This is a genomic window from Laspinema sp. D2d (assembly GCF_025370755.1).
GTDB lineage: Bacteria > Cyanobacteriota > Cyanobacteriia > Cyanobacteriales > Laspinemataceae > Laspinema.
Genome location: NZ_JAMXFC010000004.1, coordinates 39,282 through 64,566 on the forward strand (window position 1 = coordinate 39,282; position 25,285 = coordinate 64,566).

Here is a 25,285-nt window from a genome sequence, read left to right on the forward strand (position 1 = left end):
CGTTTCCTCTCCCATATCCCCCCCATCTCCCCCATCTCCCCCATCCCCCCCATCTCCCCCATCTCCCCCACCCTCCCCATCTCTCCCAATTACATCTTTAATCTCGATCCGATATGGTCTTGTTGTGATTGAATTAGAAGTCCACCAGCAACTCAGAGCATTCCTGCGATCGCAGGGTGAGCCCTATTGGCCGCATCATTTGTCGATGGCGCGGTTAGTGGCCCGTGCGTTTCGGGTGGGTCGTAGTGCGCTAATTCAAACCGGCATCCCTTCCGTCGGTGCTCATGGCGGACATCGCCTCAGTTACTTGACTCCGATCCTAATTTGGCCCGGACCGGCGATTTTAGTCGCCCCAGAAGCAATTCAACAACGATTACTGTTGGTGGAAATCCCCCAGATGCAGCAGTGGATTGAAACCAATAAGACCATTCGCACCGTCACCGATGGGGCTTCGGGCGGTTGGCGGTGGCCCGGTGCGGATTTTCAAGGATTGCTGATTATTTCCCCGAGATTGTGGTTAGAAGATGTTCTGGGCGATCGCACCAAAATCCCCCCAGGAATTCCCACCATTATTGATGGCGCTGACGACCTAGAATCCTGGGCCAGTGAACAACTCAGCATCACCCTACAATCCTGGGACTGGAATCAACTCATGGTTTCCCGTCCTGATTGTGCCGCGATGATTCGCGATGCCAGGGTACAACTGACTCGCGCCTTGTTCCAACATCCCGCCAACCCCTACGGATGTTCAATGCTGGAGTCGGAGGAAGAAGAAATCTTACAGGGTCTCTATCACACCTTACAACAGCGCAACTGCACTCCCACCCTACCTAGTAATCCCCCAGAACTGCCCGATCGCTGGATGCACTTTTGGCAGCAGTTTCACAGCGGCAATCGCCTCCTTTGGGCCGCCATTGACCGAAAATTGGGCCAATTTACTCTCTCTGCAACCCCAGTGGAAGTAGCCTCTGCCCTCGGGCCCATTTGGGACCAACAGCCCATCGTGTTGATTGGGGGGGCATTAGATTTAGAAACCTCAGCGCCTATTTATCGCCAACAATTGGGATTAGGAGATGTCACAACCCTGAAATTCTCTCCCGATCGCCAAAATGAGATGATTCAACTTTATTTACCCGAGGGGATTCCCATGCCGAATACTCCTCAGTTTGAAGCAGCATTATTAGAACAACTCCGAACCCTACTTTGTATCGCGGCAACCACTACCGGACCAATTGTGATTCTGGTAGGAGATGTCCCCCTCAAACCCCGCTTAGGGTCAATTTTGGCCGCAGAGTTTGGGTCTCGGGTGCAGGTAGAAAAGACTCCAATTGATGAACCGAGTATTTTAATTACGGGTTGGGAATTTTGGCGAGAACATCAAGGTACATTACCTCCACCCAAATTGCTGGCGATCGCCACCTTACCCATTCCCTCTTTAGAAAATCCCTTAGTTGCGGGTCGTGTTGCTCACTACAAACGCGAACGGCAAGACTGGTTTAGATTGTATCTATTACCGACTGCCCTGCGAGAACTCCAACGGGCGATCGCGCCCGTTCGTCAACGCCAAGGCATTGTCGCCCTCCTCGATAGTCGCGTCCTTTACCGCAGCTATGGCACTCAAGTCTTATCCGCCCTCAGTCCCCTCGCCCGCATTGACTATTTAGATGCCACTTCCTTTGTGAATTAAAGGAATTCCAAACAATAAAATATCCAAAACGACGAGTTGCAGGCTAATGTGATAGCAGGCTTTCAAGCTTTGGGGTAAGCCGTTTCTCCCCATCGAAGGTAGGAAATTGGTGTTGTCAGTAACAGCCGACCTCTGGTAGAAAAGGATATAATACGGAATTCGGTTGATAAAAGTCGTTTTTTGATAGCCCGCCTGTGCGCTTTTATACGAAAACCGACTTTTATTAACCTGATTTGGTATCAGTTGACATCACTGGCATGGTGTTAAAAAGTAGGAGGAACTAAAAAAGTCTGTTTTGAAGTGGGGACTTCTACTTATCCCTTGATTTCCAGGCGTTCTCTCGAAAAGTGAGGAGAACAGATGTGGAACTTTGATTTTGTTTTACCCTAATTTCAAACCTTCCGATATCCGTGAATTATTCAAGTTTGGAATATGAAAATACAACGAACAATTTACTGGGACAAGCTGGCCGAGATTGAAGAGTTACAAGAATACTTTCAAAAAGATTTGCCACTTTTTCAGAAGATTATGGAAGAGCATACTGAAGAACTCGAAAAATTTTCTGAGCAAACCCTAGATAAATTTAGCAAAATCCGGGCATTAGAAGTGACTAATGGTTGCACTCAATGGGGGTTTCGTCGCGGCGATAAAGAATGCTTGTCGATGGAGCAGACTCAGGAATGTATGAACGTAGTTATAGGGTTTATGAAGCGCACAGAATTATATTTTCCCAGTGAAGGAAAAATTGAATTTGATGAAGCAGAAAAAACATTTCTTCATGCGGCGCGATCGCTTTACCAAAATGCGTTTAAAAATAACGTCAAAGGCGCAAGACTCGAATTTCACGCCACTTCAACCGCACAATTTATTGTTTTTGGACATGAACGGATGCACCGAGCTATGGCATTAGTGAAACAAGATTATGAAGAGCTTTTTTCGCCTTTTTATATTGAAAAGGGACAAAAATATATTATGCGCTACTTAAAAGGGTTTGCCTAAACATCGCCGCCGTGTAAAACTTTAAGAGGTTTAATCATTAAATCTACCTCTTTAAAAATAATTGAATTCTATAATCAAAGCCGGTGCTTAAATAAGGCAGATGGCCAGCTATAGCTAATTTTGCTGACATTTTGATAAAAATGGCTGTTAATAGGATACGGATAATGTTCAAACTTTTATCAAGTCGTTATGTAAATCATCGTCTATCCTGATTCACTCTAGGTTCGGCATCTGTTTAATCCTTTCTATAATTTGAGGTTCTATACAGAGTTGGGGGACTCCTAAACTGTAGAAAATTGAGCCGTTATCAGAAATTTTATCAAGTTTTTTCTTACCTCTCCCTGATTTAGAGTGGAGGCCATTCCCGAATGGCCCCTACCGAGTGATTTCCGCTCCTGGGTGACCGATTCATTTTGTTCAGTGTTTACTAAACGGTTCAAACTTTGCTACAATTGTGAATAAAGCAATTCATCTGGGGCAAATATGTCCAGAGTCGATAAAGAGGTGCAACAGTTTGAACTGAGGCGCTTTGTGGAAGAAGTGGGGCTGTTGTTTGAACTGAGTGGAATGCCGAGGATGGCGGGGCGAATTCTCGGGTGGTTGTTGATTGCAGACCCTCCGCATCAGTCCCTCAGCGAACTGGCGGAAGCGTTACAGGCTTCTAAAGGGTCGATCAGTACGATGTCTCGGTTGTTGATTCAAGCGGGGATTGTCGATCGCGTTAGTTTACCGGGCGATCGCCGCGATTATTTTTGTATCAAGTTGGATGCCTGGACCGAATTAATTCAACAAAAAACCGCCCAAATTAAAGCGATTCGAGAGATAGCTGAACGGGGACTGGGGTTACTGGAAGGAGAACCGGACCAACGTCGGCAACGACTGGAAGAAATGCGAGATTTTCACGCGTTTTTTGAAGGGGAACTGCCTCGGTTGAGCCAACGCTGGGAACGTGAACGCCAGGGTGGGTGAGTCAATTTAGTCTAAATTGAACCCGCGCTAACGATGCGATCGCCATCTGAATCCCCCATAATCCTCGGTCAATCTGTGAGCCTAAATTTTTTAAAAACATCATGAATCCCGGCACCTCTCCATCGGGAAATAGGAGAACCCCAATGCAACGGCCATCTCGTGTAGAGCAAGTTACCGACTCTGAAAATAACCATAAAAAGCCGCCCCTACCTTCTCCCAAACCGGATATTAAACCGGAAGGGAAACGGCGGTACAAACGGGTAATTATCGCAGCGATCGCCGCTGGATTATTAGGCGTCGGCATCTTCGCCTATAAAACCTACCAAAACGCCCAACCGCGCACCGATGCGATCGCCGAAATTACGGTCCCCGTAGACACCCAAACCTTAACCGTCCGCATCCAAGCCAGTGGCACAGTCAGACCCATTCAGAGTGTCAACCTTTCCCCCAAAACCACAGGCCGGATTGCTCAATTATATGTCGAACAAGGGGACCAAGTAGAAGCAGGTGCCATCATTGCCCGCATGGAAAGTCAGGACGTAGAAGCCCAAAGACTCCAAGCAATGGCACGAGTAGAACAAGCTCAAGCCCGACTCGCTCAACTGCGCGCCGGAAATCGACCCCAGGAAGTCGCTCAAGCGCGGGCGAGACTGGCGCAAGCTGAAGCGCGACTCGACCAACTGCGGGCCGGAAATCGGCCCCAGGAGATTCTCCAAGCAAGGGCGAGACTGGCGCAAGCGGAAGCCCGACTCGACCAACTGCGTGCCGGAAATCGTTCCCAGGAAGTCGCTCAAGCGCGGGCGCGACTGGCGCAAGCGGAAGCCCAACTCGCCCAACTGCGCGCCGGAAATCGCTCCCAGGAAGTGGGTCAAGCCCGTGCCAGATTGACTCAAGCGCAAGCGCGGTTAGATGCACTGCGTTCCGGGAGTCGGCAAGATGAGATTGCTCAAGCTCAAACTCAAATTGAAGAAGCGGAGGCTACCTTGTCTCTGACGGCAGAACGAGTGCGCCGGAATCAAGAATTGGTCGATGAAGGGGCAATTTCTCGCGATCGCTTTGATGAAGTCGTCACAGAAAATCGTCGGGCACAAACCAGTTTAGAGCGATCGCAGCAACGGTTAGAACAACTGATTCGGGCTCGGGAAGAAGCGATTATCGAAGCTGAAGCCCAAGTCACCGAAGCGCGTCAAGCCCTTGAACTGCAAGCCAGTGGTGCTCGCCCGGAAGAAATAACCCGCGCCGAAGCGGAAGTTGCGGAAGCGCGCCAAGGATTGGAAATCCAAGAAATCGGTGCTCGCCCGGAAGAAATCACCCGCGCTGAAGCGGAAGTTGCGGAAGCGCGTCAAGGAGTGGAAATCCAAGAAATCGGTGCTCGCCCGGAAGAAATCACCCGCGCCGAAGCTGAAGTTGCTGAAGCGCGACAAGCCTTATCGGTACAAGAAAGCGGTGCTAGACCTGAAGAACTCCTACGAGTGGAGGCGGAAGTGCGCGAAGCCGAAGCGCAACTCAAAGCCGTAGAAGTGCAAGTAGAAGATACCATCATTCGCGCCCCCTTCGCGGGACAAATTACCCAGCGATATGCTACAGAAGGCTCATTTGTCGCCCCAACCACAGCGGCATCCAGTGCGGGAAGTGCGACATCGACCTCGATTGTGGCCCTGGCAAGAGGGTTAGAAATTTTAGCTCAAGTCCCGGAAGCGGATATCAGCCGAATTCGCTCGGGTCAACAGGTGGAGATTCGGGCGGATGCCTATCCCGATGAACGATTTCAAGGAAAGGTGAATTTAATTGCCCCAGAAGCGATTCGGCAACAGGATGTAACGCTGTTTGAGGTGCGGGTCGATTTGGAATCTGGGATGGAGACGTTGCAATCGGGGATGAATGTAGATGTGACATTTTTAGGGGAGCAATTGGATAATGCTTTAGTAGTTCCGACGGTGGCGATCGTCACCAACCGAGGGGAAACCGGGGTGTTGATTCCTGATGCAGAAGGTAAGGCGGAATTTCGTCCGGTGACGATTGGACCAACCTTGGGGAATCAAATTCAAATTTTGGAGGGTTTGAATCCAGGCGATCGCGTGTTTATTGGTCTTCCAGAAGGGCAAAAGTTGGAGGATATTTTAAATTAAAGGGGATTGTCTCATAGTAAAGACCTAAACTGTGCATTAGCCATTTAAGCCCTAGGTCACGAAGTATATCTCCCCCATTCTCCCCATCTCCCCAATTCTCCCCATCCTCCCTATCCTCACACTCAAAAAAAACATGAACTTCTTAGAAAGCGTAAAAATGGCATCAAAAACCCTAGTTGCCAATAAAATGCGAAGTGGTCTAACGATGCTAGGGATTATTATTGGCAATGCGTCGGTGATTGCGACGATTGGGATGGGTGAGGGTGCTCAAAATTTTGTGGGTCAGCAGGTGGAATCTTTGGGGACGAATTTGTTATTTATTGTGCCGGGAAGTCCCAAGGCTCAAACTCGTCCGGTAAGTTCTCCTCAGACATTGGTGTTAGCTGATGCGGAGGCGATCGCCTCTCAAGTTACCTTGGTAAAGGAAGTATCGCCGCAAATCACTGGGATGCAGCGCGTTACCTACGGCAATACCAATCAATCCACAACGGTTGTTGGCGTGACGCCGGAGTTTTTGACCGTCCGGAGTTTTGATGTGGCTCAAGGTCGATTTATTACGAACTTGGATTTAAAACGCAATGAACAGGTAGTCGCATTAGGTGCAGATGTTGCAGAAACTTTGTTTGGAAATACTGACCCGATTGGGAAACAAATCCGCATTAAAAATGTATCATTTTCGGTGATCGGCGTGATGCAACCCAAGGGTTCTACATTTGGACAGAACCAAGATGATGTAGTGTTGGTACCGTTAACGACGATGGCGAATCGAATTACGGGGAATACGTCACCCTATGGGACGAGAATTAATTTTATTTCCGTGTCGGTGCAGAATGAGGAGAGCATGAGGGCGGCACAGTTCCAAATTGAGAATTTGCTGCGACTGCGACATCAGATTATTGATGAAGATGATTTTACGGTGCGCAATCAGAAGGATTTACAGGCAACAATGGGGGCAATTACGGGGGCGTTAACGTTGTTGTTAGCAGCGGTTGCTAGTATTTCCCTGTTTGTTGGGGGGATTGGGATTATGAATATTATGTTAGTTTCAGTGACGGAACGCACAAAGGAAATTGGATTGAGAAAGGCGATCGGGGCATCTCAGCAGGATATTTTAATGCAGTTTGTGATTGAAGCGGTGATTTTATCCGTTGCTGGGGGTTTGGTGGGAATTTTTGTCGGGGTAAGTGGAATTCTGCTGATTGGGAGTTTAACCCCCTTTGATGCGGGCGTTTCTACGATGGCGATCGCCTTAGCAACCGGCGTATCTGGGGCAACGGGGTTATTCTTTGGAGTGATTCCCGCTAAAAAAGCCGCTCAACTTGATCCGATTGTCGCCTTGCGCGGTGCTTAATAAAACCTAGAGCGGTGAGAACTCCTATCCTGCTACGAGTTGGACAGTTGGAATTTTAATCTTTGCTCTTCTTATAATAGATTTTGCTGTTTAATTTGAACAGCTAATTCCTGAATCATCGGAATGCAAACTGAATTACCAATCTGTTTATAGCATTCTCCGATACTAGGATGTTTTTTGAAGTTATCGGGAAATCCCATAATTCGATAACACTCATTTAGGGTTAATTTCCGCACCGCATTTTCTTCAGGAATGTAAATAAAAAATCGGCCTGATGTTTCCTGGGAGGGTAAGGTTGGATGAACCCCTTTCACGGAATAAATGCGATTAGGTTGTCTATGAACTCTGGATAGATGTTCTGTATTGGGCCTAATTCCGGTTTTCCAGATATTTTTATTACGATACCCGACAAAAATTAAGCCTGAAGTTTGGGGTTTAGGATGTTCGATTAACGTGTATTCATCCGGCTTCAAATACTCAAAATGTCCTTGTTTATCTAAATATACTTCAAGGCTAGGGGGAGAAAATTGTTTCGAGATTAAATCAAAATTAAACTTTTGATTTAAAGTACCAATAATAATAACCCGCTCTCGATTTTGGGGTAAATTGAAATCTTTAGCATTCAATAAACTATAAGTAACGCAATAACCTAAATCTTCTAAGGAATAAAGAATTGTATCTAATACTTTGCCTTGGTCAAGATGAAGGAGGTGCTTAACATTTTCCAAGACAATCACTTGAGGTTTTTTTATTTCAATGATTTTGCATAAGTGAAAAAATAGGGTTCCTCGCGTATCCTTAAACCCATTTCGTTTTCCAGATATACTAAAAGGCTGACAAGGGAAACCCGCTGTTAGCACATCGTGATTTGGGATGTTTTTAATATCTAAAGTCGTAATATCTTTTTCCGGTAACTCCCCAAAATTTTGATAATAAACTTTCTGGCAAGCGTCATTAATTTCACAAGAGTAAACACAATGATAGCCTGCTTTTTCAAAGGCAAGACGGAATCCTCCAATTCCAGCAAATAAGTCAATAAATTTAATTGAATCAGTCACTAATTTTAAAATTGAATTAAATGGAGTTTTAACAATTATAGAATATAACCTATAGAAATTGCAGGAGTGTGGGAGTGGGACGCTGTTGGATGCGGCGAAACAAGCTACGAAACTGGATCCGGTTGTTGCCTTTGGGAGTGTCTTGGGTGTTTATCTGATTCACACTTTGTCTATAAACTAAAAGCGATCGCTCTTTTGTTTTGAGTAGCGATCGCTTGTTTATTTTTATAATCACAGGATTTTAAGAGCTTTTACTAATTACTCGGAGGTGTCCCCAAAAATCTACATACCGCACATTCGAGTTGGCGGATACCCGCACTGAACCCATGCTTAGGGCCATTTGCTTTACAATTCTTAACTCTTCAGGATATCGCGGTTGGGGGTCATTTTCTAACCAAATCGGGGGGACCATCATGGGATCGTAGGCTGCAATGGTATCGATGACGCCGGGTCGGTCCTTGAACTGTACCTGCTGTCCCGGGTGAAAAACTACCGCTTCTTCTTGTTCTAGGTCCTTATCAAATCCAATTGTTACAGCAACCATAAATTTCTCCTTATATCTTTGTATTTTTATTTAGACTAACCTTTTTTGGTCAAGGTTTGCTAAAAAATACAAAAATTGTTACAAACTTGACAGAAAAATAAAATTCTTCCTAAATCACCCTGTTGAATCTATCTCTGGGTAGGTGTAAATGGTGAATCCCAAGCCCCAAAACTCAAGGAAATTAAGGGTTTGAGCCGTTGACGGACCGAATTAGTGTTTGGGTTAATGTGGATTAACGCAGCCATTTTATCGCCAGAAGTATTACCCCAGGGTTGTTTTAGGGATTCTAACAAGACTGAGTTAGTAATAATCTGGAAAAATTATTAAGGTTAGGAGGGTTTGGGAGAAAATAGCAACAAAAGTTGCCCCTCAATTAAGTAATTCTGCTTAAGTATAAATTCTTATTGAGTTCAAAATATCCCAGTTAACAAGGCAGTATTGATCCTAAATTTCAGTAAATAAGTAAATAGACTTACGGCCTATAAAAATAAGGGAGGGACATCGCTTAAGCGGTGTCCCTCCCTTTCCCGTAAAAATCACGTGTTAAATCCTGGGAGTCAAAGCAGGCATTTTCTAAAGGGGAGACTGCTTTTGAATCAAACCGAGTTACTGAGCCAGCCAATTTTGGATGAGGTCCAGCAAGCTAGAACCGCCGAACCAAAGAGCCATCAAAATAGAGGTTGAGAGAATAAATCCCATCACACAAACCACTAACCCACCCAGGGTAATGGCTCCATCATCATCCAGTAAGCCAAAGCCAGTCACGAAAATACCCATTGCTGGTAAGGTATTGGTCCCTGGGATGGGAATCATCATCGAAATTGCCATCAGGGCGATCGCACTGCCAATGACCACTCGACCCGGTAAACTTTTGCAGATATAGGTCAAGCGGGGACGAGACAGCAACTCAATTTTTTCCAACCAGGGAATCCCAGCTTTTAAAATGCCTTGGACCTTCGATAAGGCGATCGGGTGATTCATAACCTTATTCGGCATCCAAGGACGTTGAGCGCCAGCAATCAACTGAACCGCTAGGATAAAAATAACAATTCCAAATGGAGTCGAGTATCCAGGAGCCGGTACGGGCAAGGCTGAAGGTAACGACAAGAAGACAAACAAAAATCCAAAAATGCGTTCTCCAGCCAAGAGGATAATATCCGCTAAAATTACGCCTTCGGAACGTTCTTCGTCAAAAAAATAGCGATGCAATTCAACAGAAAGTCGAGCCACAGGGTTTAGGTGAAAGGTGAGATGAGGGAAATGGGGGAGGGGAGATGGGGGAGATGGGGAGAATCGGAAGAGCAGGAAGAAGGATTGTTCCTGTCTTTCTAGTCCCCCCTTTGGCAAGGGGGGGTTAGGGGAGGTGTCTCTTCAGAATTTTGGCAGAAATTTATATCTTGTCCTTCCTCAAAGAAGACAACCCGATAATTTTAAGTGCCAGAGGTCCAAGAATTCATGTATTCTACTTGAGCAGAAGTGAGGGTATCCATATTGATTCCCATTGCTTCGAGTTTCAGACGAGCAATTTCCTGGTCTACTTCAACCGGAATGGAGTGTAAACCGGGTTGCAACTTGCCTTTATTTTTGACTAAATATTCGCAAGCCATTGCTTGGTTGGCAAAGCTCATATCCATCACTGCGCTGGGGTGTCCTTCCGCTGCTGCCAAGTTAATCAAGCGCCCTTCTCCCAGGACGATGACGGATTTGCCAGACTTGAGGTGATATTGTTGGGTAAACGGACGCACGGTGCGAACTTCTGAGGCTTCTGCTCCTAGGGCTTTGAGGTCGATTTCGATGTCGAAGTGACCGGAGTTACAGACGATCGCCCCATCTTTCATCTGGGCGAAATGTTCACCGCGAATGACGTGCTTATTCCCCGTAACGGTAATAAAGATATCTCCCTCTGATGCGGCTTGTTCCATCGGCATCACGCGGAATCCGTCCATCGTGGCTTCTAATGCACGCACGGCGTTGATTTCCGTCACGATGACGTTAGCACCCATTCCCCGGGCGCGTAAGGCGGTACCTTTGCCACACCAGCCATATCCAGCTACGACGATAGTTTTACCCGCCAGTAAAATATTGGTGGCGCGGATGATACCATCAAGGGTAGATTGACCCGTTCCATAGCGGTTGTCAAAGAAATGTTTGGTTTCGGCATCATTGACGTTCATGGCCGGGAAGGACAGTACGCCATCTTTGAACATGGCGGCGAGGCGCACAATGCCTGTGGTGGTTTCTTCTGTGGTGCCGATGATATCGGGGAGTTGATTTTGACGATGTTGGACCAGGTGGACGGTGACATCGCTGCCGTCATCGATGATGATGTTGGGTTTGTGATCGAGGGCCATTTCAACGTGACGGTTGTAGGTGGCGCTGTCTTCTCCCTTGATAGCGAAAACGGGAATTCCATAATCCACCACTAGACTCGCGGCAACGTCATCTTGAGTGCTTAGGGGGTTGCTGGCAATCAGGACCGCATCTGCACCACCGGCTTTTAACGCAATAGCCAGATGGGCGGTTTCGGTGGTGACGTGGCAGCAGGCAGATAAGCGGATGCCAGCGAAGGGCTTTTCTTTGGCAAAGCGATCGCGGATCAGCCCCAGAACGGGCATTTCCCGTCCTGCCCATTCAATTCTTTGTTTGCCTAAAGGAGCCAGAGAAAGGTCTTTAACTTCGTGTTTGATCTGAGTGGTGGTTGCTGTCATTGAACGGGTTCCTAAAAATAACAAATTGCCATGACTTATCTACCTTACTCTATCGTTCCCTAGGCTGGGGAGGCCGATCGCCAGATTTGTTCTGGAGATCTTGCAATTGCGCTTCCGCTGGCGTTTCTATGTCCTCCGGTGAGGAGTCTTTTGGAGTGGACCATTGTAGTTTTTCCCGCAGGATGCCGGAATCTCAATGGGTCCCTCAGAGTCAGGATTCACAGGATCCATGACAGGGCGAACTTCCCTTAGTTTCCCCCCTTGCCTACAAAAAATCATGTTCTAAAACCCACAATCAGGGTTGAAAGAGAGTCGCCAATCTCGGTTAAAACCTGAGCCAAATGTTGCATAGCTGTAGCCAAGGCGATAGGGAAAATGTCCTAGAGGAATCGTTAGAGGGTCTACCCCATTGTAGTCAGTCTCCTGATGATGGATAGAAGACCACCCTACTCTTCTTTCAAACTGTGCATAATGTTCCCAGTTTAATTCTTTGGACTTATTGCCCGTTGCTTTTAATAGGGGGGTCTGAATACTGAAACCAAAGCGATTATTAGAATATTTGCGCCATAGTCGATCAATTTCTTGGAGTTCAGAACAGGGAATTTCTGAGATTAATAAAGAAGCTGTAGCGCTTCTTGTATCTTCTCGATAGGGTTCTAGGACCTCTAAGGTTTTCCAGTCGGCTTCAACCCATTGCTTCAGGCGCAAGGCATCAATGATTGGGCAGTATTTCAAGCGATGGGTAATCGATGCCACACCGTTCCAAACCCCACCACTTACCCCATTTCCAGTAGTCGCAGGTAAGTGACCCTCGGGGGCAGATTTAGAGAACTTAAGTTTCTGGTAAGTCCGCCACTGACCCTGCCTCCGCCAACCCACGCGATCGCCAAATTTCTCGGCAATTTCTGGGGTATAATTTCCGACAACGCCACCGACTGATTCCCAAATCTGTTGTTGCCGGATAAAGCCAAAGCGATTATCACTGTAGTAATTCCAGAGGTTTGCTAAACTGTGCAAATCCTCACAATCTAGTTGTTCTACATCAGCTTGACTTAACCACCCTTCCTGTTCTCGTTGGCTAATTTTTAATAAAATCTGAAACGTTTCGCGATCGGCGGCTTTCCATTCCTGATTCTTCAGCAAAGCTTGCAAGGGTTTATAGTTAATATTGGCAGTGGAGGTGAGCGGAAATCCCGGATCTGCTTTAGGACTCGGTTCCCACCAACAGGATTGTAAACTCAAACCCAAAATTAGGGCGACTGCCTTAATTTTTTTTCCGGCACCAGGAGAGATTAATCGACTGATTGTAAAAGCCACTATCAAAAATATTTTCAATCCCATACTCTGAAAAATAAGGTCTAAATTGATTCAAATTAACAAAGTTTAAATTTTCCTTCTTTCCTCCCCCAAAGTCTGACAGACTTCTTGGTTTTTTCTACCATCCGGATGGGGTAGACCTATCCAGCCTCGTTAAGTTTCCCAACTTAGAGGATGATTCTACAGGATAATCAGGCTAAAGTGATAGTAGAACAACTCAATAATGGGTCTAATCCTATTATTGAGGATGTTTTGAGGTAAAGTCCAGCTATTTTGCCTTAACTTACCTAGACCTGAATTAGACAAGGCTTTTAAAGTCCCTTTGAGACCGTCTATAACGGTTTCAACTTGTACGGATATTAACCTGAATAACTATCATGGAAAATTTAGCATATTTACAGGCGGTTTTGGCCCTCGAATCAGTCCTGGAAGGATTAGAGCTTCACGAACCGGGACTCTTGAACTCAGGGGAAAGGGTTAAAGGACAACGTTTATCGGGTCCAGGATACCGTTATCAGTTAACGATCGCCCTGAGTCTCTCTCTCTTCAGTCTCATACAAGGGCCAGTCGCCTCCTATGTGATTCCCCCACAAGGACTGGGACGGGGAGATAGTGGGCCCCTCGTCACTTGTGTTCAGCAGATGCTGAAGGCAACGGGTTATTTTCACGGACCCGTTTCCGGTTTTTATGGACCGATGACGGAACAAGCGGTCTTAAAATGGGAACTAGAAAGTGCTGGGGTGGGCGATGGTGCGATCAATGCCTCAACAATTGCTCAAATGGGTTGTTATCAAGGGCAAAGGCCTCAGACTCCTCGTCCTGCTTCACCGAATACTAATGCTAATCCGATGACGGGCGATCGCACCCTCTATGATTATGGCAGGGGTGCGCTGCAACCAGGCGATCGCGGGGGACAGGTGGCGCAATTACAGCAAGAATTAATCGCTGCCGGTTACTTCACAGGTCCCGTTACCGGCTACTATGGCACATTGACGGAAGATGCGGTAATGCACGTCCAGCAGGATTACCATATCCCCATCAATGGCGTTGCCGGGCCCAAAACCCGGTTAAAACTTGCAAAAACACCAGATCCGGTAACTCTCACTACAGAGACGCTGCGTCGGGGTTCTCAGGGTTCTGGGGTAGCTTCTCTTCAAGAAAATTTACGGAACTTAGGATACTATACAGGACCAATCAGCGGCTATTATGGACAACTCACCGAGGCAGCAGTGATGGAATTACAACGCGATCGCCGCCTCCATGCCGATGGCATTGCCGGTCCTGAAACCCAAAGTATCTTGGTTGCTTTGTATTAAAATCTGTATTCAAACCAAAAAGCGATCGCCTCCAACCCTGGGAAACTGCGATCGCTTTTCATCCAAAACCCCATTTAAGAAACCAGTGCCTTTCCGGGATAGATTTCCCGCTTGCGAGTTTTTTTATCCAAGTAAATCCACTCTAAATCTTGAAGGCGGTTCACCAAATTAGAGATACTCACCCCCAATTCCTCTCGCATTTCGTATAAGTGAGACCAATAGGTTAAATCCCGTCCTTGGCGTTTCTCTTCTAAAATCCGTTTCGGCATCAGTAGGCAACCCGCAAAATACTGTGCTTGCCACTCCATAGACTCTAACACCGAGGCATGATTCAGGGGACTGTTCCCTTCCCGACTCCCGCGACAGACAAAGGGTTCATCGGTTGCTGGGGTGAGGTCTGTGATCAGGCGATCGCCCGTTTCCGTCGTCGCCTCATGATTAATATGAAGCACCCAATGGCCGATTTCATGCGCTAGGGTGGATTCCTGGAATCCCTGGGGTTTATCGAGAATCTCTTCATTGATCTCGATACAGCGTTGCAGGGGGAGAATCCTCGCTGCGATCGCCCCTTGTTCATCCGGTGGAATCCGTTCCCATATCACCCCGAGGTCAAAAAAATCCGCAACCAAAGTCACGTCAAACGGCCAGGAAGGAGCAAATTGCTCCCCGCGCTGTGCCATTCGCCTGAGTACATTATTCGCCTGATACTCAATCGCTTCTTTGCGATAATAGCGATACGGCTTAAAAATACTCAAGATTATTCCCCCTCGCTTGCCACCTGCTGAAACACCTTCTCTGCAAAATCAGGATTTTCTCGCATCCGCCGCAGCAATGCAGGCATCGCTTTATAGTTTTGCTTGAGAAAATCCTCGTACCGTTGCGGAAGACGACCGGCGAGGACGATAGACTCCTCCTCATCCAAATCCAGATTCCGCGCCAAAGACCGAATCACTTCCTCTTTAGGTGCATAGTCTGCGCGATCGTTTTCCAGCTTGGACAAGTATGTGAAATCGACATCCAGAAGCTTGGCAAGCTCCCGTTGGCTATATCCCTTGTCCTTGCGCGCTTGACGAATTAGTTTACCAAAACTCTGTTCCACGTCTTTAAATACCCACTACATCTGCATTGTAGGTGACTTTGAAAAAAAAATCAACTTTTAGGTTGACGAAAAAATCAAACCACGTTAAACTAGGTTTAGTTGAACAATGATTCAACAAGACAGGCGCTAGGGGTGGAGTAGCAGCTCCCAGCTTCTTCCGACTGACACGCTAGACCTAGTAAAAGCCAGGGTCGGGTAACAGACGGGTTTGGGCCAATCCACAGCGCCATACGGGAGGGTGCCACACAAACAAGACAGGAGAGGAACGATGCTCAAAACCTGGACTGATACTCACTATAAGCTTGAAGACGGGGACTGGCTCTATATTGCCAAACATGATGACCAAGGTGCCGCTTCCCTCATCTGTCCGGGTTATGCCCGCGATGGTTCGGGGTTCACGATCCATTTTACCCCAGCCCATATCGAACTGTTACAAAATCTGCTGGCAGTTTTACAAAGTACCCAAAGCATCTCCGCCTCGGAGTCGGTTCGGGGGACCAACGGCAACCCTTGGGTAGAACAATATCCCAACCCGGAGGCGGCTAAAATTGAGTCTCATTCCGGAGAAGAAGTGGGTTACAAATATCCCAATTCCGCCCCCGTTACCCCTCGTCCAGTGATTCGGTAATTCCGTGCAATTCATGGGGGATAGGTTACTCAAAATGGCTAAAGATAAACCAGAGAATTCAGCAGCTTTACACAACACTACAGGAGTAGAAACCATGTCTAAGAAAGCGACAATTTCCGTATTTGGAACCAAGCCCGAAAATGCCATTGTTGTTCCTGAGTTACCGATTTCTGCCAAAAACAATTGTCAGGCGGGGAAATGGACGATTGGAGATGAAGAATATGGATCTAAGTTAGCTATGACTATCCTCAAATTCAGTAAGTTTTATGGGAGTTTGGGGCAGACTAAAAATACTTTGTGGGGACAAATTTGGTTTGTGGCCGAAGGGGGAGAACTGCCCCATGATGTGGTGATGGTTACCTATGTTAAAGGCCGCAGTCTCAGTGATTTTAATCGGCTAGTTGCTTCGGTGCAGGCGCGAGGAGTTGAACCGGCAGAAGGAGTATTTGTTCCTGATTTCATCAAGCATTCAGGACAAAAGCCCGATGAGAATGGGGTGATTAAACCGATTAATTATTATAGCCTGAAATGGGACTGGATTGAACGGTCAAATTGGGAGATGGTGGAACAAGCGGCGATCGTCTTGTCTGATCCCCAAAATCTGAGTCGGATGATTGACTTGGAAGGAACTCGGGAAATGATTTGTTTGGATAATCTACCTCCGGCTGAAATTGCTTGTTTGATGGCAGCGCATTTGGAGGGTCCAACTTCGGGAGATATGGCATTGCCTGCGGCAGTTTCTCATGATTTGATGCGGGAACCTGCGCTTGCTAATGGTTAATTAGACTGTTGCAAAATATGGGAGAGATCCCCCCAACCCCCCTTAAGAAGGGGGGCTTTTTAGAAATTTGCAAGGAGTCTATTGAGTCGGATAAAACAACGGGGAGATGCATGAAGCATCTCTCCTTTCACCGGGTTTAGATAAATTCATGAAAAAAATTGCCAAACTCACCCGCCAGTCAGTCTGGGAAAATCAGTTGAAGGGAAATCTGACTACGATTGAGGAGATTCGTACTGATACGTTAAATGATTTACAACTCCTCAGCGAAGATTTTCAACATTTGCATCTAGTAGTTACTTCGGTTCAGCAGAATTATGCTGCATTATTAAAGCAAAATCGCCAAATGAGAGCGATGCTTTTACAGGTGGTAGACGAGTGTTTTTGTTGGCAAGGCAATCGTTGCGATCGCTGTAATGCCATTCTCCAGCTTCTCTCCAACCGTCAGCTAGAGTAATGGGTAACTAAAAAAAAATCCGCATTTAGCCGCTGCGGGTTTTCATCCGGGAAGGTTGAGAAATTTAATCTTTTTTTAAAGGATTTATTTTTCTTGACAACGAGTAGTTTTCGGTTAAAATCTGGACAAGGTAAGTAGAAGGGGGAAAAGAGTTCTCCCGGGAAATAGTACCCTTCCAGTGATTGTTTTTGGCTACAAACTTAGGTTTAACCCATCCGTGAATCCCGGGATGAGTTAATCACCCCCTATTCTAAATTACCCATTTGATTAAGCTTTTCCCATCTAAACTATTGGAAATAGGAGGAAAATTCATGTCCCAAACCCCGGTTAAAGACAGTAAAGCTCAAATTTTAGCCCAATTTCAACAACTCCTTGCCAGTCGCCAAGGGACTGCCTCTAAAGTCGCCACGAAAGAGGAGGAAGCAGAAAAGGAGAAAAATAAAGAACTCCTCGCCGTTGCCTCGACTTACACCATTGATACCATTGTCAAAGGATTAGCAGATCTGCAACTGGATTTTGGGAGTATTGTCACCCAACTAGGGGAGAAACTGAACACAGAAACTGCTAAACTGGACGAACTTAAACGGGCGATCGCCATTGAAACCGATCGCCTAGAAGAATTACGCCAAATTCGAGTTGTTGCCGATGCGCTGCATATTCTCACCCAAGAACATCAAGAAAAGTTAGCACTGCTGGATCATCAGGCGGCTTTACAACAAGAAGCCATTGAAATGGACCAAGCACAAAAGCGCAAAGCATGGCAAAAAGAACAAGAAGAATTTGACAGCTTGGTGCAAGAACAAGATGAAGCTATCACCAAAGAACGGAAACAGGAAGCCGCCGATTATGATTATGAACGGCTGCGAATTCAAGAATTAGAAACTGATGAATATGAAGAACGGAAGCGGCAACAAGAGCGTGAGTTAAAAGAGATTGCCCGCGAGAAACAAAAGAACTGGACGGAACGCGAGAAATATTTAACTGAAAATCAAGCCGAATTTACAGCCAATCAGCAGAAGATTGCTGGATTCGAGGAAGAATTGAAACAAGCTTATATTAAAGCCAAAGAAGAGGCGATCGCGGAAGTGAAACGGGAAGCCAAAGTTAAATCTGACCTGTATGAGAAAGAGTGGGAAGGTACGAAGCAAGGGTATGATTTAACCCTGCAATCCCTCAATAGCAATCTTGAGCGCCAAACTCAACAAATTGCGGATATTAACGCCCAGCTACAAGCGGCGACGCGACAAGCTCAAGATTTAGCAATGCGAGCGTTTCAAACCTCATCCAATGTGAGTTCTGGCTCGAAATAATAGCAAACAATCGCACCCTCAAGGGTGGATTTACAGGGACAAAGCCTGCCTCCGCAGGCTAATCCAGGAATTGCAAGGTAGGAATTAACGGTTTTGGGTTAATTCTGACTGCTTTTCACAATTAAACCTCAATATTATTTGGAGAAGTCGGATGGCGAAAAAAATTACCGCTAAAAGTACCAAAGCGGAAATCATGGAAGTTTTAGAGGAATTAGAAAAGGAAAACTCAGGACTAGAGGCGCAAGTCAAGCAACTCGCTAAAGAAAAACAAGCAGCAGCAAAAAACATCATTTCAGCGGTTAAAGAAGTTAATTCATCTGAATCAAAAATCCCTATGAATCCCACCCCAACTGCGCAGCAGAAAATCAATCAAACCATTGAAAGTTTGCAACTGTTACAATTAGGGTTTGGCGGTGCCGTGAGTGATTTGTCGGAGCGGCTGACTTCGGAAGCGGCTAAACTGCATGAATTGGAAGAATCGGTCAATCAGGAGGTAGAAAACCTTCAAACTTTACATAATTTGGAAGTCTCGGAGGAGACGTTAGACGGGTTAATCCAAACCTATCAAGAACGAGCGAAAACCTTTCAAATCGAAATCACCGATCGCCAGGATACCTTAGAGCAGCAAATCCAAACCCTGAAGAAAACCTGGGAAAAAGAACAAGAAACCCATCAACGTGAGAGTAAAGAACGCAATACCACCAGGCAGAAACAGCAACAGCGGGATGCTGAAGAATACCGCTATAGCTTAGAACGCGATCGCCACCTGGCGCAGGAAGAATATGAGCAAACCCAAAAAAGCTTGTATCAAGAACTAGCAGAAATCCGCCAAACCCAGGAACAAGAATGGACTGAACGGGAAAACGCGATCGCAGAACGAGAGAAACAGTATGCCGAAGCTAAAGCCAAAGTCGAGGCACATCCCAAAGAATTGGAAACCAACATCAAAAATGGCAAAGACAGTGGACGGAATATTGGCAACTATCAAGCCAAAATCGCCTCAGATTTACGAAGCAAAGAAGTAGAAGGACTGCAACGCTCTTATCAACTGCAAATTAGCGCATTAGAAGTGAGCATTAACAACCAAGAAGAACGCATCAAGACCCTGACTAAACAATTGGAATCGGCACTCAAACAGGTGCAAGATTTGGCAGTCAAGGCGATCGAAGGGACATCCAATGCCAACTCCTTCCAAGCCTTACGGGAAATTGCCGTGGAACAAGCCAAAAATCTGCCAAAAAGCAAATAATCGAATTTTAGTGTTATTTTAACTAGGGGCAATTGATTAATTGTCCCTAGTTTTCTGTATTTAAGACGGGTAAATCCTCATCAAACGTTGAGAACCGAGGCTCCATGCAACCAAACTCCATGCAACCAAACAACGAGGGTTGGATTAAAATTGCTGAATATATTTCCCTAGCTGGATCAGTTGCTGGTTTGGTTGCTGCATTGGTTCTGGGAAGACTCAGTTATGCAGCCGTTGTTTTATTTCTCTCAGCCTGGTTAAATTTGGTCTATCGCCACCGATTGCACTTGATCACGCAGCAACGACTCAGCAATGCCATTACGGAAGTGGATCAGAGTATAGATGAGTTTCAGGTGGCGATCGCCAATCGAGTTGGGGAACTCAGCGAAGAAATCTCCCACCTCAATGAAAACCTCCTCGACAAACCCGAGAAGGAGCAAATAGAGCGATTACTTTCCCCCATCCTCAACCTAGAACAACAGTTAATGGTGTTGGATGCAGCGTTAGCGCAGATTAGCAAGCATCTGGAACCTCCCATCGAGGAATTGCGCGATACCCTCACCGCCACCGAAGCAGACTCGCCAGAAAAAGCCACAACCGTAGGTAGCAGTCGTCTTCCCGAGGAGATTGCTCAACTCTCGGAACAAATTTCCCATCTCGGCGAGGCGATCGAGAAACTCGAACCCCGACGAGAAGGCAGCGAAATCGTCCCCGTCCCTCCCCAAATGCCGATCGTGCCGAATGTCTGGGGTGTACCCGCCGTCAGCGAAGCGAACCCTAATCTACCCATGATCGATGCCTCGCCGGTTTCCTATGCCAGCGCCACCTCCCCCACCCCATTACCGACCTGGGGAAATCCCTATGATAAACTAAACCCTGAGACTGGCTCACCCCAAGCATTTCCAGCGAATCAAGCGCTGACTGTATCATCCCAGCCAGCGATCGCCTATTCCGGCTATCCCAACCCGGCGATCGGCGGCGAACCCGCCTCCAACATTGACTTACGAGGAGCCATTCTCATTGGCTGTAGCCTCACCCAAGCCAATTTTGCGGGAGGGGATCTCCAAGAAGCCAACCTCAGTCAAGCCGACTTACGCGGTGCCGACTTACGGGAAGCCAACCTTGCCGGTGCGAACCTCAGCGGTGCCAACCTGAATGAAGCCGACTTAGACGGTGCCAATCTTGCCGGTGCCGACTTGCGCGGCGTCAACCTCAGAAATACCCTGTTCAGAAATGTTTATCTCAGTGGCGCAAACCTCAGCGGATCCGACTTAAGCGGATTGGATTTAAGTGCGCTCAATCTCAACAGCGCCACCCTGATGGAAACCAATCTATCCAGTGCCAATTTACAGCAAACCCAATTAATCGGTGCGAATCTTGCCGGTGCGAATCTTGCCGGTGCTAACCTAGAATCGGCTAACCTCACCCATGCCAACCTCACTAACGCCAACCTGATCGGCGCTAATTTTGGCGAAGGGGAAAATCAAGCTCAACTCGATGGCGCAATTCTCCCCGATGGCAGTATTTATGAGTAGGGTTAAAAATAAAATCCCTCCGGGGGATGCATGGAGGGATTTACTCTAAAGATGTCAAACACTTTCAGTCTAAGATCCATTCTCATCAATTTCTAACGTTTCTACCAGGGGGCTATCCCCCCCAATAGGGGTAACCCCCTACTCCATCAGCACTATAACCCGCTTCACTTGACCCTTGTAAACTCTAAAACTTCATGGGAAGAGCGGCAAGTCGGGGGATAAGATCTAAAGAGTCCATAGAACCCATCATCAGAACCCACTTATGACCTATTGCTTAGGTATCCTCACCCGTTTTGGTTTAGTGATCGCCGCTGATTCGCGTACCAATGCCGGAGTTGATCATATTTCCACTTACCAAAAATTGTTTGATTTTTCCGTACCCGGAGATCGAACTATTCTGTTATGTACCTCGGGAAATTTATCTATAACCCAAGGAGCGATCGCTGCCTTAGAGCAAGATATTAAACATCAAGAAGAAATCAATCTTCATACCCTCCCTAGTTTGACCGAAGTCGCTCGTTATATCGGCAATAAAATCCGCGCTATCCAAGATCAGGATAGACCTTGGTTAGAACGCGATCGCATCGATTATAAATGTAGTATATTACTGGGCGGTCAAATTAGGGGAGAAGAACCTAATCTGTATTTAATTTACAGTCAGGGAAACTTCATTCATGCCACCAAAGAAACGCCCTTTCTCCAAATTGGAGAAACTAAATATGGTAAACCTCTCTTAGACCGCACCCTCACCGCAAATACTCCCTTAGAAGCTGCTGCAAAATGTGCCTTGCTCTCCATCGATTCTACCATGAAATCTAATATTTCCGTAGGACCGCCCATTGATATTATCATGTACCATACAGATTCCTTCGCCATCCGCCATCGGTTGAGATTGAGACTCGGCGATCCCTATCTAGCTAAAATTAGAAAATTATGGGAAATCTACGTTAAACAAGCCTTTGATGAGATGCCAGATGTGGAATGGGAATATGATGAAGAGGAGGTAAAAGAAGATATTCTGATTGACTAAAGGGAATTACCACCAAGGGAAGAACATTCGTAGTAACGACTGAAGTCGTTTCCTCATGACTTAGCCACTCTAAGTCACGAGGATTCACCCCATCTAACCCATCTTTAAACAATCAAGACCCGATCGCCGTCTGAGTTTGCGTCTGAGTCTGAATGGAAGCAATAGGTTTAATTTCCTCCACTATCTCTACAGCGGGTTCAAGAGCAAAATAAGTATTAAAAATACTCTGACCCACGCCATTGAGTTGCTCTTGCAGGGTATTAATAAACTCATGTAAACCCGTTTCAAAAATATCGGCAATGGTCATATATTCTAATTGCGATCGCAACCGACCTAAAGCCCGTTCTGCCGGGTCTCTCCAAGTTCCCACCGGAGTTCCAGTAATTTCATGAAGCGATCGTTCCGCATTCACAAAACAAAACCGAATTGAGCGCGGAAAATCTCGATCCATAATCAAAAACTCCGCCACTAGCGTGGGATTAATCCGATGCTGGCGCTTCCGGTACATCTCATAAGCACTCGCCGATCGCAATAACGACATCCATTGAATTTCATCCAGGGTCGTTCCCACATCATAGACCGACGGCAGCAAAATATAATACTTTACATCCAAAATCCGAGAAGTTTTATCTGCACGTTCCAACAGTCGGCCAATATGTCCAAAATGCCACCCTTCATTATGGGTCATTGTCGCATCCATGATGCCTGAAAACAAGTGACTTGCCAATTTAACCTGGGTAAAAAAATCATGGAGAGAGGCTAAATTTTGTTTCGGTGCAGCCTCTTTCACCATCATATAAAAGGCATTGACCTGTTCCCACATTTCCGAAGAAATCACTTCTCGGACCGATCGCGCATTCTCCCGGGCGATTTGTAAGCAAGATAAAATCGAATTGGGGTAATCGCGATCGAAGGCCAAAAATTGAATCACATTTTCTGGTAGCACTTCCCCATATCGTTCTTGAAACAGGGGTGAATCTCCCGTGATTTTCACCAAGGGATCCCATTGTTGGCTCATCCCCGTGGGAGAATCCAGAATTAAATTGAGATTAACATCAATGAAACGGGCAATATTTTCCGCCCGTTCTACATAACGATTCAGCCAATAAATTGAATGTGCAACGCGACTCAGCATGAGAATTTTTAGAGTTTAAAGTTGAGAATTTTGAGTGTTTTAACCTGAGACAGTCATGCTTGGAAACCCGCGCCAAATTCCAAGGGTTCAGCGGTTGGCTGTCAGGAATGTCCCTCCCTCTCACCCCTCAATCCTGACGCTTAACCCCGTCGTTTATTCCGTCACGACCCAAGTATCTTTACTCCCCCCGCCTTGGGAAGAATTAACTACTAAAGACCCTCGTTTTAAGGCAACCCGAGTTAATCCACCGGGGTTAACATAGATATCTTTGCCATAGAGGATATAGGGTCTCAAATCGACGTGACAGCCTTCAATATGGCTATCAACTAACGTAGGAACCCGAGACAGGCAGAGGGTAGGTTGGGCGATATAATTGCGGGGATTGGCGCGAATGCGATCGGCAAAATCCTCTCGTTGTTCTGCTGTCGCTTGAGTACCAATTAACATCCCATACCCGCCCGATTCATTCGCCGCCTTGACTACCAATTGATCCAAATTAGCCAACACATGATCTAAATGTTTGGGATTCCCACATAAATAAGTCGGAACATTGGGAATAATTTGGTCTTCTCCCAGATAATATCGAATCATCTCCGGGACAAAAGCATAAATTGCCTTGTCATCGGCAACACCCGTTCCCAAAGCATTAGCAATACCCAATCGACCCGATCGATAAACCTCCATCAAACCCGGTACACCTAACAAAGAATCCGGGCGAAATGCGAGAGGATCAATAAAATCATCATCAATCCGACGATAGACCACATCAACGCGCTTTAGCCCCTTCGTCGTCCGCATTTGCAAGTAGCCATCGGCAACGACTAAATCCTTCCCTTCCACCAGTTCTACCCCCATTTGCTGGGCTAGAAATGAATGTTCAAAGTAGGCCGAATTATAAATTCCGGGGGTAATCACCACCACATTGGGATCGGGTAAATTATCCGGGGCGAGATTGAGTAACGTTTCTAACAGATAACTGGGATATTCATCAACAGGTTGAATATCCATCGTTCTAAAAACTTGGGGGAATGTACTTTTCATCACCCGCCGGTTTTCTAAAACGTAGGAAACCCCTGAAGGACATCGCAAATTATCTTCTAAAACATACCACTGCCCATCTTTGTCTCGGACTAAATCAGTGCCCGTGATGTGACACCAAATTCCCTTGGGCGGTTTTAACCCGATGCAAGGTTTCAGAAATCCTTTAGCCGACTGAACCAATTCGAGAGGAATGACCCCATCTTTAATGATTTTTTGGTCCCCATAAATATCAGCAATAAATAGATTTAAAGCTTCAATTCGTTGCTTCAGTCCACGATTGAGAGTGGCCCATTCGTTCGCTGCTACAATACGGGGAATAATGTCAAATGGAAAAATTCGCTCGTTGCCTTCGCTATCCCCATAAACCGTAAAGGTAATCCCCAGCTTAAACATGGCGCTTTGTGCCGCCTGTTGTCGCTGGAGAAGTTCTCCATCGGATAGAGAATTGATTCTGTCTATCAAGGGGTTCGCCTGGGGGCGAGGTTTTCCCTTCTCGATAAACAGTTCATCGTAAAAATCGCCTGGATCGTATGTGTCAAATCGCACAGTCTGCTCTCTAACGCTGTCCCCTACTTTAGGATAAATGGAGTGGATAGAATACCCGCAGACTATTAATTTTTATGAACTTGCCCGTTTTCAATTCAGGCCGATCGCTGTTTTAGAATACTACATGACTAGAGGTTTCTAGGGTTAGGGGAGGGTAAAACGGTCCTGAATGCAGAAAAGAGTCGGGTTTTATCGCGATCGCTTTTTCAACAAATCCAGACATTTCTCCAAGTCTGGGAGTACAAGTGGGATAAAAAACCGGGTTTTTCTACCCACACTTTCCCCCTCAACCGGAGAACCCGAGTAGAGGGACCCTCAGTTTGGGCGGAAAATTGCCATGCCGGTTAGTACCCGGTTTGAATGGGAAGTTTTTTCAGGATTTGCACCGGAAGAGCAAGAGGC

General features: G+C 46.4%; 23 protein-coding genes. 13 read left to right on the plus strand and 10 right to left on the minus strand.

Annotated features, from left to right (window positions below):
• Positions 1–124: 124 nt before the first annotated feature.
• From NG796_RS03880 to NG796_RS03900, 5 genes are all read left to right on the plus strand, one after another.
• The gene (locus NG796_RS03880) at positions 125–1,687 is read left to right on the plus strand and encodes an ATP-dependent DNA helicase (RefSeq protein WP_261204599.1); all 1,563 of its coding nucleotides are present in this window, start codon (positions 125–127) and stop codon (positions 1,685–1,687) included.
• 432 nt (positions 1,688–2,119) lie between these two features.
• Entirely contained in the window at positions 2,120–2,686 is a 567-nt protein-coding gene (locus NG796_RS03885; RefSeq protein WP_261204600.1) for a hypothetical protein, read from the plus strand.
• Positions 2,687–3,169: 483 nt separating this feature from the next.
• Positions 3,170–3,655, plus strand: a complete 486-nt coding sequence (locus NG796_RS03890; RefSeq protein WP_261204601.1) for a GbsR/MarR family transcriptional regulator — start codon at positions 3,170–3,172, stop codon at positions 3,653–3,655.
• Between the two features lie 143 nt (positions 3,656–3,798).
• On the plus strand, positions 3,799–5,784 hold the full coding sequence (locus NG796_RS03895) for an efflux RND transporter periplasmic adaptor subunit (RefSeq protein ID WP_261204602.1): 1,986 nt from the start codon (positions 3,799–3,801) through the stop codon (positions 5,782–5,784).
• Between the two features lie 133 nt (positions 5,785–5,917).
• Positions 5,918–7,135 carry an ABC transporter permease gene (locus NG796_RS03900; protein WP_261204603.1) on the plus strand — a complete coding sequence of 406 codons (1,218 nt, stop codon included), beginning with the start codon at positions 5,918–5,920 and terminating at the stop codon, positions 7,133–7,135.
• A gap of 71 nt (positions 7,136–7,206) precedes the next feature.
• On the opposite strand, the gene NG796_RS03905 is transcribed toward NG796_RS03900, so the two are convergent.
• From NG796_RS03905 to NG796_RS03930, 6 genes are all read right to left on the minus strand, one after another.
• Positions 7,207–8,193 carry a DNA cytosine methyltransferase gene (locus NG796_RS03905; protein ID WP_261204604.1) on the minus strand — a complete coding sequence of 329 codons (987 nt, stop codon included), beginning with the start codon at positions 8,191–8,193 and terminating at the stop codon, positions 7,207–7,209.
• A gap of 49 nt (positions 8,194–8,242) precedes the next feature.
• Entirely contained in the window at positions 8,243–8,428 is a 186-nt protein-coding gene (locus NG796_RS03910) for a hypothetical protein (protein WP_261204605.1), read from the minus strand.
• 6 nt (positions 8,429–8,434) lie between these two features.
• Complete coding sequence (locus NG796_RS03915; RefSeq protein WP_261204606.1) at positions 8,435–8,737, minus strand: hypothetical protein; 303 nt, start codon at positions 8,735–8,737, stop codon at positions 8,435–8,437.
• 606 nt (positions 8,738–9,343) lie between these two features.
• Positions 9,344–9,967, minus strand: a complete 624-nt coding sequence (locus NG796_RS03920; RefSeq protein WP_261204607.1) for an exopolysaccharide biosynthesis protein — start codon at positions 9,965–9,967, stop codon at positions 9,344–9,346.
• Between the two features lie 200 nt (positions 9,968–10,167).
• Complete coding sequence (gene ahcY, locus NG796_RS03925) at positions 10,168–11,445, minus strand: adenosylhomocysteinase (RefSeq protein ID WP_261204608.1); 1,278 nt, start codon at positions 11,443–11,445, stop codon at positions 10,168–10,170.
• A gap of 282 nt (positions 11,446–11,727) precedes the next feature.
• Entirely contained in the window at positions 11,728–12,762 is a 1,035-nt protein-coding gene (locus tag NG796_RS03930) for a GUN4 domain-containing protein (RefSeq protein ID WP_261204609.1), read from the minus strand.
• A 377-nt stretch (positions 12,763–13,139) separates the two neighbouring features.
• On the opposite strand from NG796_RS03930, the gene NG796_RS03935 reads away from it, so the two are divergent.
• Positions 13,140–14,078, plus strand: coding sequence for a peptidoglycan-binding domain-containing protein (locus NG796_RS03935; protein ID WP_261204610.1), 939 nt, complete (start codon positions 13,140–13,142; stop codon positions 14,076–14,078).
• Positions 14,079–14,152: 74 nt separating this feature from the next.
• Here the strand turns inward: NG796_RS03935 and NG796_RS03940 are convergent, their stop codons facing one another.
• Together NG796_RS03940 and NG796_RS03945 are read right to left on the minus strand one after the other, a co-directional pair.
• Positions 14,153–14,833, minus strand: coding sequence for an ImmA/IrrE family metallo-endopeptidase (locus NG796_RS03940; RefSeq protein WP_261204611.1), 681 nt, complete (start codon positions 14,831–14,833; stop codon positions 14,153–14,155).
• Positions 14,834–14,835: 2 nt separating this feature from the next.
• A complete protein-coding gene (locus NG796_RS03945) occupies positions 14,836–15,177 on the minus strand; it encodes a helix-turn-helix domain-containing protein (protein ID WP_254566804.1) in 342 nt (113 codons plus the stop codon).
• 268 nt (positions 15,178–15,445) lie between these two features.
• Here NG796_RS03945 and NG796_RS03950 point away from each other — a divergent pair, with 268 nt between their 5' ends.
• The 7 genes from NG796_RS03950 to NG796_RS03980 all read left to right on the plus strand — a co-directional run bounded on the left by NG796_RS03950 (position 15,446) and on the right by NG796_RS03980 (position 22,161).
• A complete protein-coding gene (locus NG796_RS03950) occupies positions 15,446–15,805 on the plus strand; it encodes a hypothetical protein (protein WP_261204612.1) in 360 nt (119 codons plus the stop codon).
• Positions 15,806–15,899: 94 nt separating this feature from the next.
• Positions 15,900–16,586 (plus strand): hypothetical protein, encoded by a 687-nt coding sequence (locus NG796_RS03955; protein ID WP_261204751.1) that lies wholly within the window; start codon positions 15,900–15,902, stop codon positions 16,584–16,586.
• A 106-nt stretch (positions 16,587–16,692) separates the two neighbouring features.
• Positions 16,693–17,040: a hypothetical protein gene (locus tag NG796_RS03960; protein WP_261204613.1), complete on the plus strand. Its 348-nt coding sequence runs from the start codon at positions 16,693–16,695 to the stop codon at positions 17,038–17,040.
• Positions 17,041–17,351: 311 nt separating this feature from the next.
• A complete protein-coding gene (locus tag NG796_RS03965) occupies positions 17,352–18,350 on the plus strand; it encodes a hypothetical protein (RefSeq protein WP_261204614.1) in 999 nt (332 codons plus the stop codon).
• A gap of 151 nt (positions 18,351–18,501) precedes the next feature.
• Positions 18,502–19,599, plus strand: a complete 1,098-nt coding sequence (locus NG796_RS03970; protein ID WP_261204615.1) for a hypothetical protein — start codon at positions 18,502–18,504, stop codon at positions 19,597–19,599.
• A 119-nt stretch (positions 19,600–19,718) separates the two neighbouring features.
• The gene (locus tag NG796_RS03975) at positions 19,719–21,131 is read left to right on the plus strand and encodes a pentapeptide repeat-containing protein (protein WP_261204616.1); all 1,413 of its coding nucleotides are present in this window, start codon (positions 19,719–19,721) and stop codon (positions 21,129–21,131) included.
• Positions 21,132–21,393: 262 nt separating this feature from the next.
• On the plus strand, positions 21,394–22,161 hold the full coding sequence (locus tag NG796_RS03980) for a proteasome-type protease (RefSeq protein WP_261204617.1): 768 nt from the start codon (positions 21,394–21,396) through the stop codon (positions 22,159–22,161).
• Positions 22,162–22,273: 112 nt separating this feature from the next.
• On the opposite strand, the gene NG796_RS03985 is transcribed toward NG796_RS03980, so the two are convergent.
• Positions 22,274–23,296, minus strand: coding sequence for an alpha-E domain-containing protein (locus NG796_RS03985; protein ID WP_261204618.1), 1,023 nt, complete (start codon positions 23,294–23,296; stop codon positions 22,274–22,276).
• A 153-nt stretch (positions 23,297–23,449) separates the two neighbouring features.
• Complete coding sequence (locus NG796_RS03990) at positions 23,450–24,883, minus strand: circularly permuted type 2 ATP-grasp protein (RefSeq protein ID WP_261204619.1); 1,434 nt, start codon at positions 24,881–24,883, stop codon at positions 23,450–23,452.
• Between the last annotated feature and the right edge of the window lie 402 nt (positions 24,884–25,285).